Raw genomic sequence first — 14,128 nt, 5'->3', positions numbered from 1 at the left:
CGTTTCAGGGTAGCCGCTCAGGGCCCCGACGGACGGCTGCTTTCCCGGACCACCAGCCGCACTTCGACCGGGATGCGCGGTAGCGGGGCCACGCCGTCGATCAGCGCGGTGAGGACCGCCAGCGTCTGCCGGCCCGCGGCGACGAGGTCCTGGCGGATCGTCGTCAGCGGCGGCGCGAAGTAGGCCGCCTCGGGGACGTCGTCGAAGCCGACGACGTGCGCGTCGCGCGGGACCCGCATCCCCGCCTCCGCGAACGCCGCCAGGAGGCCGAGGGCCATGTGGTCGTTGGCCGTGAACACCGCGCACACCCCGGCTTCGACGGCGAGCGACTGCCCGGCGCGGTAGCCGGAGCGGGCCGACCAGTCGCCGCGGACGACCGGGGGCACGTCGGCGCCGTGGCGTTCCAGCGTTTCGCGCCAGCCCCGCTCCCGGTCGCGGGCGACCGGGCGGTTCTCGGGGCCGCCGACGTGCCAGACCGTCGGGTGGCCGAGCTCGAGGAGGTGCTCGGTGGCTCTTCGGGCGCCCTCGTACTGGTCGGCGGACGCGGCCGCGACCAGCGGGACGCCGAGGGCGCGCGGCAGGTCCTCGACGAGCCGCGGGTCCAGCACGACGATCCCCGCAACGCCCTGCAGCCGCAGGCCCGCCACCGCCGCGAGCACGGCCGGGCGGCCGTGCCCCGGCACGCTGAAGACGTTGAGGGCGAAGCCGTGTTCGCGGGCGGCCGCGCGGAGACCGTGCAGGACCGGGCCCGACGCTTCGGTGCCGGTGGCGATCACGCCGAGCGTGCCCCGCCGGGCTGGACCTGCGTCGTCGGGCATGCGCCGATGTTAACGATCACACGACTGGACGCGAACTTCCTTCACCTTCCATAAATAACAAACCGATAACGGCGTTGAACCGGCTCCGCGCCGCGCCCGTTTCTGCCAGTGCCGGAACCAGTGACCCCGGAAGCCGGGTCGCTCCCCCGGGTTCCGCGCGTTTCCCCGCCGGGCACGCAGGCCGGTCCCGTCGTGCCCGGAACAACCGAAGAAGGTGACCATGCCCCGGAAAACCTCCCCCGCCACGGGCAGACATCGCATCACCCGCCGCACCAAGATCGCGACGGGCGGCCTGGCCCTCGCGCTCGCCGCCGGCGGCATCGTGGTCGCGACCACGGCCGGACGCACCGGTGAAGCGAGCGCCGACCCCGCCGACGCGTCGTTCTTCATCGACATCGCGAAGGTGCCCGCTGGTGTTAACGTGAACAAAGCGCTGCAGGGCAAAGGCGCGCGCGGCACGTTCACCGTCGACTGCGGCCGCAACGAAAACCAGCACTTCAACCCCGACAACTTCATCGCCCAGCCCGGCGTCAAGAACGGCGCCCAACACCTGCACGACTACGTCGGAAACCTTTCGACGAACGCCGATTCCAACAACAAGAGCCTGGCGAAGGCCGGCACGACGTGCCGCAACGGCGACAAGTCCGCGTACTTCTGGCCCGTCGTCCGCATCGACACCGGCGGCGAGGACGAGAACCCGCCCGCCACCCAGCCCGACCGCGCCGGCAGCGCGAGCGACAAGGCGAGCACCCAGGTCGACTGCCCGGACGTCGCGAGCAAGCTCCCCGACGTCCCCGACCAGGCGATGGACGAGGTGAACCGCAACCTCGACCTGCTCGACAAGCAGATCGACGAGGCGAACGCGCGGATCGCGAAGGGTGACCTGAAGACGCCGCAGGACATCCAGAACGCCGTCGTCGGCCCGCTGAAGGACAAGCGCGCCGCGACGATCGACCGGATCGCCATCGCGATCGGCCGCCGGGCGGCGAAGCCGACGAACCTGGGCGGGCTCGCGGCGTGCGTGCTCAAGCAGAACGGCCAGGGCGGGCTCGACAACGGCGGCCAGAACAGCACCGGGCAGCCCGCGGCGCTGCCCGGCGTCAACGACAAGAACGAAGTGGCCGGCAACGACGGCGCGATCCAGCGGGTCCGCTCGGCGACGATCACGTTCACCAGCGGCGGCGCGAACAAGGTCGTCGCGATGCCGCAGTTCCTCCGCATTCTCTACGGCGACGCCAAGCAGAGCACCAACGGCCCGGCCAACGCCCGGCCGAGCTGGACGTGCACGGGCTTCGAAGACCGGCTGACCGACCACTACCCGATCTGCCCGCAGGGCAGCCGGGTGGAGCGCATCCACGCCTTCCCGAACTGCTGGGACGGCAAGAACATCGACAGCGCCAACCACCGCACGCACATCGTGTTCGCCGACCAGCAGGGCAAGTGCCCGCAGGGCTTCGAGAACGTGCCGCAGCTGGTGATCAAGCTGGTCTACGACATCCCGCACGACGTCCAGGTCAAGGGCCAGTACAAAGTGGACGCCTTCCCGCAGGAAAGCCACAACCCCCGCTCGGACCACGACGACTTCGCCAACGTCATGGGCCAGCGGCTGATGAACCAGGTCGTCAACTGCATCAACACCGGCAAGCGCTGCAACCAGTGAGGCGTCGTGAGTGGTAATTCGGGTTCCCACCCGAATTACCACTCACGACAGCCGGGTCAGGAAGCCGCGCGGCGCTTGGTCCAGATGTCGTACGCGACCGCCGCCAGCAGCACGACGCCCTTGACCAGCATCACCCGCTCGCTCGGGGCGCCGATCAGGGACATGCCGTTGTTGATCACCGCCATGATCAGGCCGCCGGTGATCGCGCCGACCACCTTGCCGACGCCGCCCTGGACCGCCGCGCCGCCGATGAAGGCCGCCGCGATCGCGTCCAGCTCGAAGTTGACGCCCGCCGTCGGGCCCGCCTGGTTGAGCCGGCCCGCGAAGATGATCCCGGCCAGCGCCGCCAGCACGCCCATGTTGACGAAGATCCAGAACGTCACCGACTTGACCTTGACACCCGAGAGCGTCGCGGCCTGCAGGTTGCCGCCCACGGCGTAGATGTGCCGGCCGAACACCGACTTGCCCGCCACCAGCGAGTAGCCGAGCACCAGCGCGGCCAGCAGGATCAGCACCCACGGCAGGTTCTTGAACCGCGCCAGCTGCACGACCAGGGCCAGCACCAGTACCGCGATCCCGGCGATCTTCAGCACGAACACCGGGAACGGGTCGACGTCCTGGCCGTAGCCGAGCCGGCCCGCGCGCTTGCGCCACTGCGTGAACGCGATCCCGGCCACCGCCGCGACGCCCGCGAGCAGCGACACCAGGTCGGCGCCGCCCAGCGGGCCGAGGCCGATGTTGCCCAGGTAGCCGTCGGTGAAGCCGTTCGACAGCGTGCGGATCGCGTCCGGGAACGGGCCGATGCCCTGGTTGCCGAGCACCGTCAGGGTCAGGGCCCGGAACGCCAGCATCCCGGCCAGGGTGACGATGAACGCCGGGATGCCGAAGTAGGCGACCCAGTAGCCCTGCCACGCGCCGATCACCGCGCCGACGACCAGGGTGATCAGCACCGCCCAGAACCACGGCAGCTGCCAGTTCACCATCAGCACGGCCGACACCGCGCCGGTCATCGCGACGACCGACCCGGCGGACAGGTCGATGTGCCCGGAGATGATCACCAGGATCATCCCGATCGCGAGGATCAGCACGTAGCTGTTCTGCACGATGATGTTGGAGATGTTCTGCGGTTCCAGCAGTGCGCCGCCGGTGAGCACCTCGAACAGCACCACGATCAGCGCGAACGCGACGTAGATGCCGCTCTGGCGCGGGTTGATCGAGATCCGCCGGGCGGAGCGCTCGGCCGGGGGCGCGTCGGGCCGCGCTTCGGTCGTGGTCATTCCCGTTCCTTGGTCATGTACTGCATCAGCAGTTCCTGGGTGGCTTTCTCGCGGGTCGCCTCGCCGGTGATCCGCCCCGCCGACAGCGCGTAGATCCGGTCGCAGAGCCCGAGCAGCTCCGGCAGCTCGGAGGAGATGACCAGCACCGCCTTCCCCTGCGCCGCCAGCTCGTTGATGATCGTGTAGATCTCGAACTTGGCGCCGACGTCGATGCCGCGGGTCGGCTCGTCGAGGATCAGCACGTCCGGGTCGGTGAAGATCCACTTGGCCAGCACGACCTTCTGCTGGTTGCCGCCGGAGAGCTTCCCGGTCACGCTGCGCACGGACGGCGCCTTGATCCGCAGCTCGCGGTGGTAGCGGGCGGCCGTGTCGTGCTCGGCGTGCTCGTTCACCCACCCCCGCTTCGCCAGCTTGCCCAGCCCGGCCGCGGACACGTTGCGCTGGATGTCCTCGATCAGGTTGAGCCCGTAGCGCTTCCGGTCTTCGGTGGTGTACGCGATGCCGTGGCGGACGGCGTCGCGCACCGACCGGACGTCGATCTCCTCGCCGTGCTTGAAGATCCGCCCGGTGATGTTCTTGCCGTAGGACCGGCCGAACACGCTCATCGCGAGCTCGGTCCGGCCCGCGCCCATCAGCCCGGCCAGCCCGACGATCTCCCCGCGCCGCAGCGAGAGCGACGCGTGGTCGACGACGAGCCAGTCGGGCTGGTTGGGGCTGTAGACCGTCCAGTCCTCGATCCGCAGCACCTCTTCGCCGATGTCCGGCTCCCGGGGCGGGAACCGGTGCTCGAGGTCGCGCCCGACCATCCCGGTGATGATGCGTTCCTCGGTCAGGCCCGCCGCGTCGAGCGTCTCGATCGTCTTGCCGTCGCGCAGGATCGTGACGGTGTCCGCGATCGCGGTCACCTCGCCGAGCTTGTGCGAGATGATCACGCACGTGACGCCCTCGTCGCGCAGCCCGCGCAGGAGGTCGAGCAGGTGCGCCGAGTCGTCGTCGTTCAGCGCCGCGGTCGGCTCGTCGAGGATGAGCAGCTCGACCTCTTTGGACAGCGCCTTGGCGATCTCGACCAGCTGCTGCTTGCCGACGCCGAGCTCCTGCACCGCCCTGGTCGGGTTTTCGGCGAGGCCGACGCGCTGGAGCAGCGCGCCGGCCTCGTGGTTGGTGCGGTTCCAGTCGATCCAGCCGCGCTTGCGCCGCTCGTTGCCGAGGAAGATGTTCTCCGCGATCGACAGCTGGCCGCACAGCGCGAGCTCCTGGTGGATGATCACGATCCCGCGCCGTTCGCTGTCGCGCACCGACCCGAACTCGCACCGCTGCCCGTCGAAGACGATCTCGCCGTCGTACGTCCCGTGGGGGTGGACGCCGGAGAGCACCTTCATCAGGGTGGACTTCCCGGCACCGTTCTCCCCGCAGATCGCGTGGATCTCCCCGCGGCGCACGGAAAGCGTGACGTCCGACAGCGCCTTGACCCCGGGGAAGGTCTTGGTGATCCCGCGCATGCCGAGCAGTTCGGTCATTTCAGCTGACCTGCCGTGTAGTAGCCGGAGTCGACGAGCTCCTTCTGGTAGTTCGTCTTGTCCACGGTCACCGGCTGCAGCAGGTACGACGGGACGACCTTCTTGCCGTTGTCGTAGTCCTTGGTGTTGTTGACCTCGGGCTGCTGGCCCTTGAGGACGGCGTCGGCCATCTTGACCGTGGTGTCGGCGAGCTTGCGGGTGTCCTTGAAGACCGTCGAGTACTGCTCACCGGCGATGATGGACTTGACCGAGGCGACCTCGGCGTCCTGCCCGGTGACGACCGGGTAGGGCTGGCCGGCGGTGCCGTAGCCGTTGCTCTTCAGGGCGGAGAGGATACCGATCGACAGCCCGTCGTACGGCGAGAGCACACCCGCGACCTTGGCGCCGCCGGTGTAGGTCTTGGTGAGCAGGTCCTCCATGCGCCGCTGCGCGGTGGCCGGGTCCCAGCGCAGGATGGCCGCGCGGGCGAAGTCGGTCTGGCCGCTCTTCACGACGAGCTTGCCGCTGTCCATCAGGGGCTTGAGCACGGACATCGCGCCGTTGAAGAAGAACGTGGCGTTGTTGTCGTCCGGCGACCCGGCGAACAGCTCGACGTTGAACGGTCCCGGCCCGTCACCCAGGCCCTTGACCAGCGAGTTCGCCTGCTCGACGCCGACCTTGAAGTTGTCGAAGGTGGCGTAGTAGTCGACGTTGGGCGAGTTGCGGATCAGCCGGTCGTAGGCGATGACCGGGATCTTGCGGTCGGCCGCCTCCTGCAGCTGGGTGGTGATGGCGGTGCCGTCGATCGAGGCGATGACCAGGAGCTTCGCGCCCTTGGTGATCTGGTTCTCGATCTGGTTCACCTGGGTGGGGATGTCGTTCTCGGCGTACTGCAGGTCGACCTGGTAGCCGAGCTTCTCCAGGGCGGCCTTGATGTTGTCGCCGTCGTGGATCCAGCGTTCCGACGACTTCGTCGGCATGGTGACGCCGACCAGACCGCCCGCCGCACTGGCGCTCGACGCGGCCGCCTGGTCCGCCGTCTTCTGGCTCGAGCCGCACGCCGAGAGCGTGAGCACCAGTCCCGCGGCGGCGATCCCCGCGATTCCTCGAATGAACTTCATTGTTCCCTTTCCTTTCTCAGAAGCCCTGAGCGAGCCGGTGGTACGCCTGGTTCCAGCGGATGCGGTCGGCGAAGTCGTGCGGGGTGGTGTCGCGGTCGATCACCAGCAGCTCGACGCCGAGGAGGTTCGCGAAGTCGCGAAGGGTTTCGGTGCCCACGGCCTGGGTGAGCACGGTGTGGTGCGGGCCGCCGGCGGTGATCCACGACTCGGCGGACGTCGCCAGCGTCGGCGCCGGCTCCCAGACCGCCCGCGCGACGGGCAGGTTGGGCAGCGGCTCGTCCGGCGCGACGACCTCGATCTCGTTGGCCACCAGGCGGAACCGGTCGCCGAGGTCGACGAGGCCGAGTGTGACGCCGGGGCCGGGCTGGGCGTCGAACACGAGCCGCACCGGGTCCTCGCGGTCGCCGATGCCGAGCGGGTGGATCTCGCAGGACGGCTTCGCGGCGGCGATGCTCGGGCAGACCTCCAGCATGTGCGCGCCGAGGATCTTCGGCGTGCCCGGCCCGAAGTGGTAGGTGTAGTCCTCCATGAAGGAGGTGCCCCAGCCGACGCCGACGCCCATCGCCTTGACCGCGGCCAGCAGCGCGGAGGTCTTCCAATCGCCCTCGCCGCCGAAGCCGTAGCCGTCGGCCATCAGCCGCTGCACGGCGAGGCCGGGCAGTTGACGCAGGCCGCCGAGGTCCTCGAAGTTCGTGGTGAACGCGCCGAACCCGCCGTCGCTGAGGAACTTTCGCAGCCCGGCCTCGATCTTCGCCGCGTAGCGGAGTGATTCGTGCCGCGCTCCCCCGGCCGCCAGCTCCGGGACGAGGTCGTAGTCCTCGGCGTACTGCGCGACAAGACCGTCTACATCGGACACCGCGTCGACGACCTCGACGAGGTCGTTGACGCCGTAGGTGTTGACCGAGACGCCGAAGCGCAGCTCGGCCTCGACCTTGTCGCCTTCGGTGACGGCGACGTCGCGCATGTTGTCGCCGAACCGGGCCAGCCGGAGGTTCCGGAGGTGGTCGGCGCCGATCGCGGCCCGCGCCCACGCGTCGATCCGCGCGACCACGGCCGGGTCGGCGACGTGGCCGGCGACGGTCTTGCGCGGCACGCCCAGGCGCGTCTGGATGAACCCGAACTCGCGGTCGCCGTGCGCGGCCTGGTTGAGGTTCATGAAGTCCATGTCGATCGTGGACCACGGGAGGGTTTCGTTGAGCTGGGTGTGCAGGTGCAGCAGCGGCTTGCGCAGCGCGTCCAGCCCGGTGATCCACATCTTCGCGGGCGAGAAGGTGTGCATCCACGCGATCACGCCGACGCACGCGGCGTCGGCGTTGGCTTCCTGCAGCACGCGCCGGATCGACGACGCTTCGGTCAGCACCGGCTTGCCGACGATCTCGGCCGGCAGCCCGCCGGCGGCGGCCAGGAGCTGCTGGATGCGCAGGGACTGGCCGGCGACCTGCTCGAGGGTCTCCTCGCCGTAGAGGGCCTGGCTCCCCGTGAGGAACCAGAGCTGGGGTTTCGACGCGCGGGTCATCGTTCTCCTTGAATCAGTGACATCCGGGGCTCCGCCCCGGGGCCGGGGGCTCCGCCACCCGGGGCCCCCGAAAGACGGTGGGCTGGCCGTAGACGTTCTGGTACCGGGCGTAGAGCCGGTCGACGTCCTCGGGCGGCAGGGGTTCGGGCGTGCCCAGCTCGAAGGCCTTGTGCACGGTGCGGGCCACGTCCTCCACCATCACGGCGGCCTTGACCGCGTCGCGCGCGGTGCGGCCGACGGTGAACGGGCCGTGGTTGCGCATCAGCACGGCTTTGGAGCGGCTCGTGCGCAGCGTTTCGACGATGCCGCGGCCGATGGAGTCGTCGCCGATCAGCGCGAACGGGCCGACCGGGATCTCGCCGCCGAACTCGTCGGCGATCATCGTGAGCACGCACGGGATCGGCTCGCCGCGCGCGGCCCACGCCGTGGCGTAGGTCGAGTGGGTGTGGACGACGCCGCCGATCTCCGGCAGGTGCCGGTAGACGTAGGCGTGCGCGGCGGTGTCGGACGACGGCGCGAGTTCGCCGTGGACCAGCTCGCCGTGCAGGTCGGTGACCACCATGGTGTCGGCCGACAGGTCGTCGTAGGACACGCCCGAGGGCTTGATGACCATCAGGTCGCGGCCGGGCACCCGCGCGGAAACGTTGCCCGCGGTCCAGATGACGAGCGCGTTGCGGGTCAGCTCGCCGTGCAGGTTCGCGACCGTTTCGCGCAGTTCGGCGACGGTGTCGAGGACTTCGTCGGTCAGGGACATCAGGACCGTCCTTTCGCGACAGTGCGGCGGCGGGCGGCCAGACGGTGCATGACATCGTTGCCGCCGCGGCCGAAGTAGTCGTGCAGCGTCGAGTACTCGGCGTAGAGCTCGTCGTAAGCGGCGACGTTCTCAGGCACCGGCCGGTAGACCGCCCGCTGGACCGAGCCCATCGCCGCGGCGGCCGCGCGGATGTCCGGGTAGGCGCCGGCGGCGACGGCCGCGTGGATGGCCGAGCCGAGCGCGGGGCCCTGCGCCGAGCCGATCACCGACAGCGGGAGGTTGGTGACGTCGGCGTAGATCTGCATGAGCAGTGTGTTCTTCATCAGGCCGCCCGCGATGATCAGCTCGGTGACCGGGACGCCGGCGGCGGTGAACGTCTCGATGATCTTGCGGGTGCCGAACGCGGTGGCCTCCAGCAGCGCGCGGTAGACGTCCTCGGCGCGGGTGGCGAGGGTCTGGCCGACGATGACGCCGGACAGCTCGTGGTCGACGAGGACCGAGCGATTGCCGGAGTGCCAGTCCAAGGCGACCAGGCCGTGTCCGCCGATCTCCTGCCGCGCGGCCAGCTCGGTGAGCCGGTCGTGCCCGTCGCGGGCGAAGTGGTCGGTGAACCAGCCGAAGATGTCGCCGACGCCGCTCTGCCCGGCTTCGTAGCCCCAGAGCCCGGTCACGATCCCGCCGTCGACGACCCCGCACATGCCGGGGACCTCGCGCAGTTCGGCGCCGTTCATCACGTGGCACGTCGAGGTGCCCATGATCGCGACCATCTGGCCGGGCTCGACGGCGTTCGCGGCGGGCGCGGTGACGTGGGCGTCGACGTTGCCGACCGCGACCGCGATGCCCTCCGGCAGCCCGGTCCACGCCGCGGCTTCGGCGGTCAGGCTGCCCGCGCGCGAGCCCAGCTCGCCCAGGGGGTGTTCGAGCTTGTCCGCGACGAAGGACTCGAATCCCGGGTCGAGTTCGCGGAGGAAGTCGCGGCTCGGGTAGTGGCCGTCCTGCAGGATGCCCTTGTACCCGGCCGTGCACGCGTTGCGGACGTAGACGCCGGTCAGCTGCCAGACGATCCAGTCGGCCGCCTCGACCCAGTGCCGCATCGCCGCGTAGACGTCCGGAGCCTCTTCGAGCACCTGGAGCGCCTTCGCGAACTCCCACTCCGACGAGATCAGGCCGCCGTAGCGCGGCAGCCACTTCTCGCCGCGGGCCCGGGCCAGCTCGTTGATGCGGTCGGCCTGCGGCTGGGCCGAGTGGTGCTTCCACAGCTTGACGTACGCGTGGGCGTTGCCCTCGAACTCCGGCAGCTCGCACAGCGGCGTGCCGTCGGCGGTCGTCGGGATCATCGTGCACGCCGTGAAGTCGGTGGCGACGCCGATGACGTCGGCCGGGTCGGCGCCGGCGTCCCGCACCGCCGCCGGCACGGCGTTGCGCAGCACTCCGACGTAGTCCGCGGGCACCTGCAGCGCCCAGTCCGGCGGCAGCGCGCGGCCGGTGGCGGGCAGCGTCTCGTCGAGCACGCCGTGCGGGTACTCGAAGACCGCGCTGCCGAGCTCGGCGCCGTCACGGACCCGGACGACCACCGCGCGGCCCGACAGCGTGCCGAAGTCGACGCCGACGGTGAGTGGTTCTGCCACGGTGTCCTCTCCTCCCTGGTGTGTTCAGCGGCCGGTGATGACGAGCGTCGTCACGGAGTCGGCCGGCAGTGTGAGCTTCGAAGTCGCGGCCAGGCCGGTGATCTCCCTGGTCCGCGGCACGATCGCGGCCGGCGCGGCGAGGCTGTTGCGCGCGGCCGGGTCGCCGGTGAGCGTGGTGAGCGTCCCGGTGCCGTCCACCGCGGTGACGCCGGTGAGCGCCAGCCGCGTCGTCTGCACCTGGCCGGTCGGGTTGACGAGCTTGACCGTGAAGGTCTTCCTCCCGCCCTTGGTGGTCACGTTGACCACCTGCCGCAGCGGGCTGCCCTGGTTGAGGCGGCTGCTGACGATCTGTTTGCCGAGCGTGCTGGAGAACATCTGCTGCACCCAGTACGACGGCGAGCCGTAGCTGCTCCCCGCGTCGAAGCCGATCAGGTTGACCGGCCAGTTCGACTGGTTCTCCTGCACCAGCACCGGCGCGTACATCGAGCCGATGACGACGTCGCTGTTGCGCTCGAGCCCGGTCAGGAACGCCGCCTCGCCGATGGCGGCGGCCAGGGTGCCGGTGGGCCGGCCGTCCTGGGCGCCGTACTCGCCGACGAGGATCTCCGGGCCCGAGCGGTCCGCGGTGTCGTAGCGCGTCGAGTTGTCCGTGAACCACTGCGGCGACTGGTAGTAGTGGTCGTCCGCGGCGTCCGGGCGCACCCCGGTGGACGTGCTCGACGCCGGCCCGCCCTGCAGGCCGCCGGTCGTCGCGATGACCGTCAGCTGCGGGTATTTCGCCTTGATCGCGTTGTCCATGTCGGTGAAGCGCCAGGCGTAGGACCCGGAACCGTCGAACCAGTCCTCGTTGCCGACCTCGACGTAGTGCAGGTCGAACGGCGCCGGGTGCCCGTCGGCGACCCGCTTCGCGCCCCACGTCGTGGTGGCGTCGCCGATGGCGTACTCGATCTCGTCGAGGGCTTCCTGGACGTACTGCGGGTAGTCGGCCTGGCTGACGTGCTGGCCGTTCAACGTGTACCCGGCGAACAGCGCCAGCAGCGGCTGGGCACCGATGTCCTCGGACAGCTTGAGGTAGTCGAGGATGCCGAAGCCGTCGGTGGACCAGTAGCCCCACGCGGTGTTCTGGTGGCCCGGCCGTTCCTCCGGCTTGCCGATGGTGTTCTTCCAGGCGAACCGGGTGTCGAGGGTGTTGCCCTCGAGGTAGTTGCCGCCCGGGACCCGGAACAGGCCGAGCTTCATCGCCGCCAGCTTCTGCCCGAGGTCGAGGCGGACGCCGTGGTTCTTGAACGTCGGCGGGAACAGCGACACCTGCTGGAACCAGGCGTCCCCGGCGAGGACCTTCTTCCCCTTGTTCACCAGGGAGACGACGATCCGGTTGTCGGTGGACGGCGAGATCGTCGACGGCGTGGTGAAGCTGAACGTCTGCTGCGCCCACGCCGCGCCCGGAGCCGCGAGGTCCTTGCTCGCCAGTACGGTGCCGTCCGGCTTCTCCAGGCTGACGCGGACCGCGCCGGTCCACGTGCCTTTCGCGAAGAAGCTGCCCGTGTACTTCGTGGACGGCTTCGCGGCGACGCCGTAGTAGCCGACGTTCGCGGCCGCTACTCGCCCACCGGCCGGGACCACCTCGGCGTGCAGCTTCAGCGAACGGTCCAAAGCGGTGTTCAGCGGCGTGGCGGTGTCGATCGCGTACGTGCCGGTGGCACCGGCCGAGGCGAGCAGGGACCAGTACGGGACCGGGGTGTCGCCGGCGCCGCTGCCGCCCTGGTAGGCCTCCTTGAAGGTGCGGTTGCGAACCAGCTCGGCGTAGAGGCCGCCCTCGACGGAGTGGCTGATGTCCTCCAGGATCGAGCCGTAGGTGGTCGGGCGGGTGTTGGCGCGGACGACGGTGGCGTCGACCGCCAGCTGGTTCGCCCCCGCCAAGGTGCCGATCTGGGCCGCGGTGAGCGGGAAGCGGCGCAGCTCCAGCTCGTCGATCGTGCCGGTGAACCCGGCACCCACGGTCAGCGGAGCGGCAGCGGTCCCGGAAGCCGGGCAGGAGGAGACGTCCAGCGTGGTGCCGGTGGGTGTGCCGCACGTGCTCGTGACCGCCGAGGCGTCGCCGTCGGCGTAGACGGTGAGCCGCTGCGAAGCGCGGTCAAGGACGACAGCGGCGTGGTGCCAGTTGCCATCGGCGAGCCCGCCGCCGGCGGTGGTCACCTGGATCGTGCCGACGCGGGCGGTGAGCTTGCCGCCGGTCACGCCGAGCGCGTAGCCGTCGCCGTGGTCGGCCAGGGTGCCGTCGGCCGTCGTCCGGAACCAAGCCGCCAGGGACAGCGAGCCGGTGCCGGTGTCGAACGCGGGCGACGTGCCCATGTCCACAGTGGACTTTCCGTCGAGCTGGACGGCCTTGCCCGCCGCGCCCGCGGTCCACGTCGCGCCCTTCAAAACCCCGTCGGCCGCGTTGGCCGACGAGTCGCGCGCGACCGTTCCGGTGCCCTCGTCGAAGTGCCACGAGCCGCTCGCGGCCAGTGCGGCGACGGCGGACGCGGTCAGCGGCGTCGGGTAGGCGCGGACGTCGTCCACACCCCCGGCGAACCAGTCGGCCGGGGCGCCGGCCCACTTGCCGCGCCCGATGACCAGGTGCCCGCCCGCGGTCCACGGCGTGGTGAACGGGACGCTCTGCTGCAGGGTTCCGTTGACGTACAACGAAAGCGTGCCCGCCGCCCGGTTGTAGACGCCGACGAGGTGCTGCCACTGGTCGGCCTGCGCGGGCAGTGTCGAGACCGCAGAGGACGAAGCACTGTCGCCGTCGGACGCCCGGCGCGTGAACGCGAAGCGACCGTCGGCGGCGCGCTGGAGGTAGAAGCCGCTGATCGCCGAGCCGTCGACGCCGACGGCGGTCCGGAAGCCGGTCGCCGCGGTCGGCTTCACCCAGGCGGACACCGAGAAGCTCTGCGCGGTGTCGACCACCGGCGCGGGCGCCTCGACCGCGGAACCGGTGCCGTCGAGGGCGACGCCGTGCGGGCCGACGACGCCGTCGCCCCAGGTCGCGCCGCCGGACAGGGTCGCGGTGCGGGCGTCGAGGGAGTCGTCGGCCGCGGTCGTGCCGGTGCCCTCGTCGAGGGTCCAGTGCCCGGCGATGGCGAGGCGGGCGGCGGCGGCCGGGGTCAGCGCGCCGGTGTAGGCGCGGACGTCGTCGATCGTGCCGTCGACGTAGTCCACCGGATTGCCGCCGTACTTGCCGCGGCCGATGACCAGGTGCCCGGTCCCGGCCCAGCCCGCGGGCGCGGCGACGGTGGCCTGGCGGGTGCCGTCGACGTAGAGCGCGAGGGTCGACGCGGCCGCGTCGAACACGCCGGTGAGCTGGTACCACTGGCCGGCCACCGGGTCGAAGTTCGCCGAAGCGACGACGCCGTCGGCTGGGGCGTCCCCGGCCAGGCGGGTGAAGGCGAACCGGCGCGAGTCGTCGCGGAACTGCAGGAAGAAATTGCTGACCTGGCTGCCGTCGACACTCACGAACGTCTGGTAACCCGAGGTCTTGTCGAGCTTAACCCAGCTGCTGACCGAGAAGCTCTTCGTCGTGTCGAGCACGGGCGCTCCGGCATCGGCGAAGCCGCTGGTGCCGTCGGTGGTCAGCGCACCGCCGCGGAGGCCCGGGCCCCAGCCCGCGCCGGAGTTCAGCGTCGCGGGGTGGCTGCCCGCGGTGTCGGCGGCGGTCGTCCCGCTGCCTTCGTCGAACGTCCAGTGCCCGGCGAGCGCCGGGTCGGGGTCGGCCGCCGCGGCCGTCACGGGCAAGGCCGAGAACAGGGTCAGGGCCGCGAGCACGGCCAGGGGGCGCCGGAATCTGCGGGGCATGACTCTCCTTCGAGTGTGAGCGCT

9 protein-coding genes are annotated in these 14,128 nt (G+C 70.6%); 1 reads left to right on the top strand and 8 read right to left on the bottom strand.

The window, feature by feature from the left end; all coding sequences use genetic code 11:
* Window positions 1-17 precede the first annotated feature (17 nt).
* Entirely contained in the window at window positions 18-818 is an 801-nt protein-coding gene (locus ACYVLJ_RS16705; protein WP_460439260.1) for a substrate-binding domain-containing protein, read from the bottom strand.
* A gap of 220 nt (window positions 819-1,038) precedes the next feature.
* Between ACYVLJ_RS16705 and ACYVLJ_RS16700 the strand changes: the two genes are divergently transcribed.
* A complete protein-coding gene (locus ACYVLJ_RS16700) occupies window positions 1,039-2,478 on the top strand; it encodes a DUF1996 domain-containing protein (RefSeq protein WP_460439259.1) in 1,440 nt (479 codons plus the stop codon).
* A 56-nt stretch (window positions 2,479-2,534) separates the two neighbouring features.
* Here the strand turns inward: ACYVLJ_RS16700 and mmsB are convergent, their stop codons facing one another.
* Genes mmsB through ACYVLJ_RS16665 form a run of 7 tightly spaced genes read right to left on the bottom strand, consistent with a single transcriptional unit; the run spans window position 2,535 to window position 14,104 of the window.
* Window positions 2,535-3,755 carry a multiple monosaccharide ABC transporter permease gene (gene mmsB / locus ACYVLJ_RS16695; protein ID WP_451980484.1) on the bottom strand — a complete coding sequence of 407 codons (1,221 nt, stop codon included), beginning with the start codon at window positions 3,753-3,755 and terminating at the stop codon, window positions 2,535-2,537.
* On the bottom strand, window positions 3,752-5,272 hold the full coding sequence (mmsA, locus tag ACYVLJ_RS16690) for a multiple monosaccharide ABC transporter ATP-binding protein (protein ID WP_460439258.1): 1,521 nt from the start codon (window positions 5,270-5,272) through the stop codon (window positions 3,752-3,754). The genes mmsB and mmsA overlap by 4 nt, the downstream gene beginning before the upstream one ends.
* Window positions 5,269-6,372, bottom strand: a complete 1,104-nt coding sequence (gene chvE / locus ACYVLJ_RS16685) for a multiple monosaccharide ABC transporter substrate-binding protein (RefSeq protein WP_451980478.1) — start codon at window positions 6,370-6,372, stop codon at window positions 5,269-5,271. The genes mmsA and chvE overlap by 4 nt, the downstream gene beginning before the upstream one ends.
* Window positions 6,373-6,388: 16 nt before the next feature.
* Complete coding sequence (gene araA, locus ACYVLJ_RS16680) at window positions 6,389-7,888, bottom strand: L-arabinose isomerase (protein ID WP_451980475.1); 1,500 nt, start codon at window positions 7,886-7,888, stop codon at window positions 6,389-6,391.
* Window positions 7,889-7,901: 13 nt separating this feature from the next.
* Window positions 7,902-8,642 (bottom strand): L-ribulose-5-phosphate 4-epimerase, encoded by a 741-nt coding sequence (locus tag ACYVLJ_RS16675; protein ID WP_451980472.1) that lies wholly within the window; start codon window positions 8,640-8,642, stop codon window positions 7,902-7,904.
* Window positions 8,642-10,270, bottom strand: coding sequence for a ribulokinase (araB, locus tag ACYVLJ_RS16670; RefSeq protein ID WP_460439257.1), 1,629 nt, complete (start codon window positions 10,268-10,270; stop codon window positions 8,642-8,644). The genes ACYVLJ_RS16675 and araB overlap by 1 nt, the downstream gene beginning before the upstream one ends.
* Window positions 10,271-10,294: 24 nt before the next feature.
* Window positions 10,295-14,104 carry a LamG-like jellyroll fold domain-containing protein gene (locus ACYVLJ_RS16665; protein ID WP_460439256.1) on the bottom strand — a complete coding sequence of 1,270 codons (3,810 nt, stop codon included), beginning with the start codon at window positions 14,102-14,104 and terminating at the stop codon, window positions 10,295-10,297.
* Window positions 14,105-14,128: the final 24 nt, after the last annotated feature.

Source organism: Amycolatopsis stemonae, from assembly GCF_054781455.1.
The sequence above is the reverse complement of the archived record's forward strand: the minus strand, read 5'-3'. Positions and strand labels throughout refer to the sequence as shown.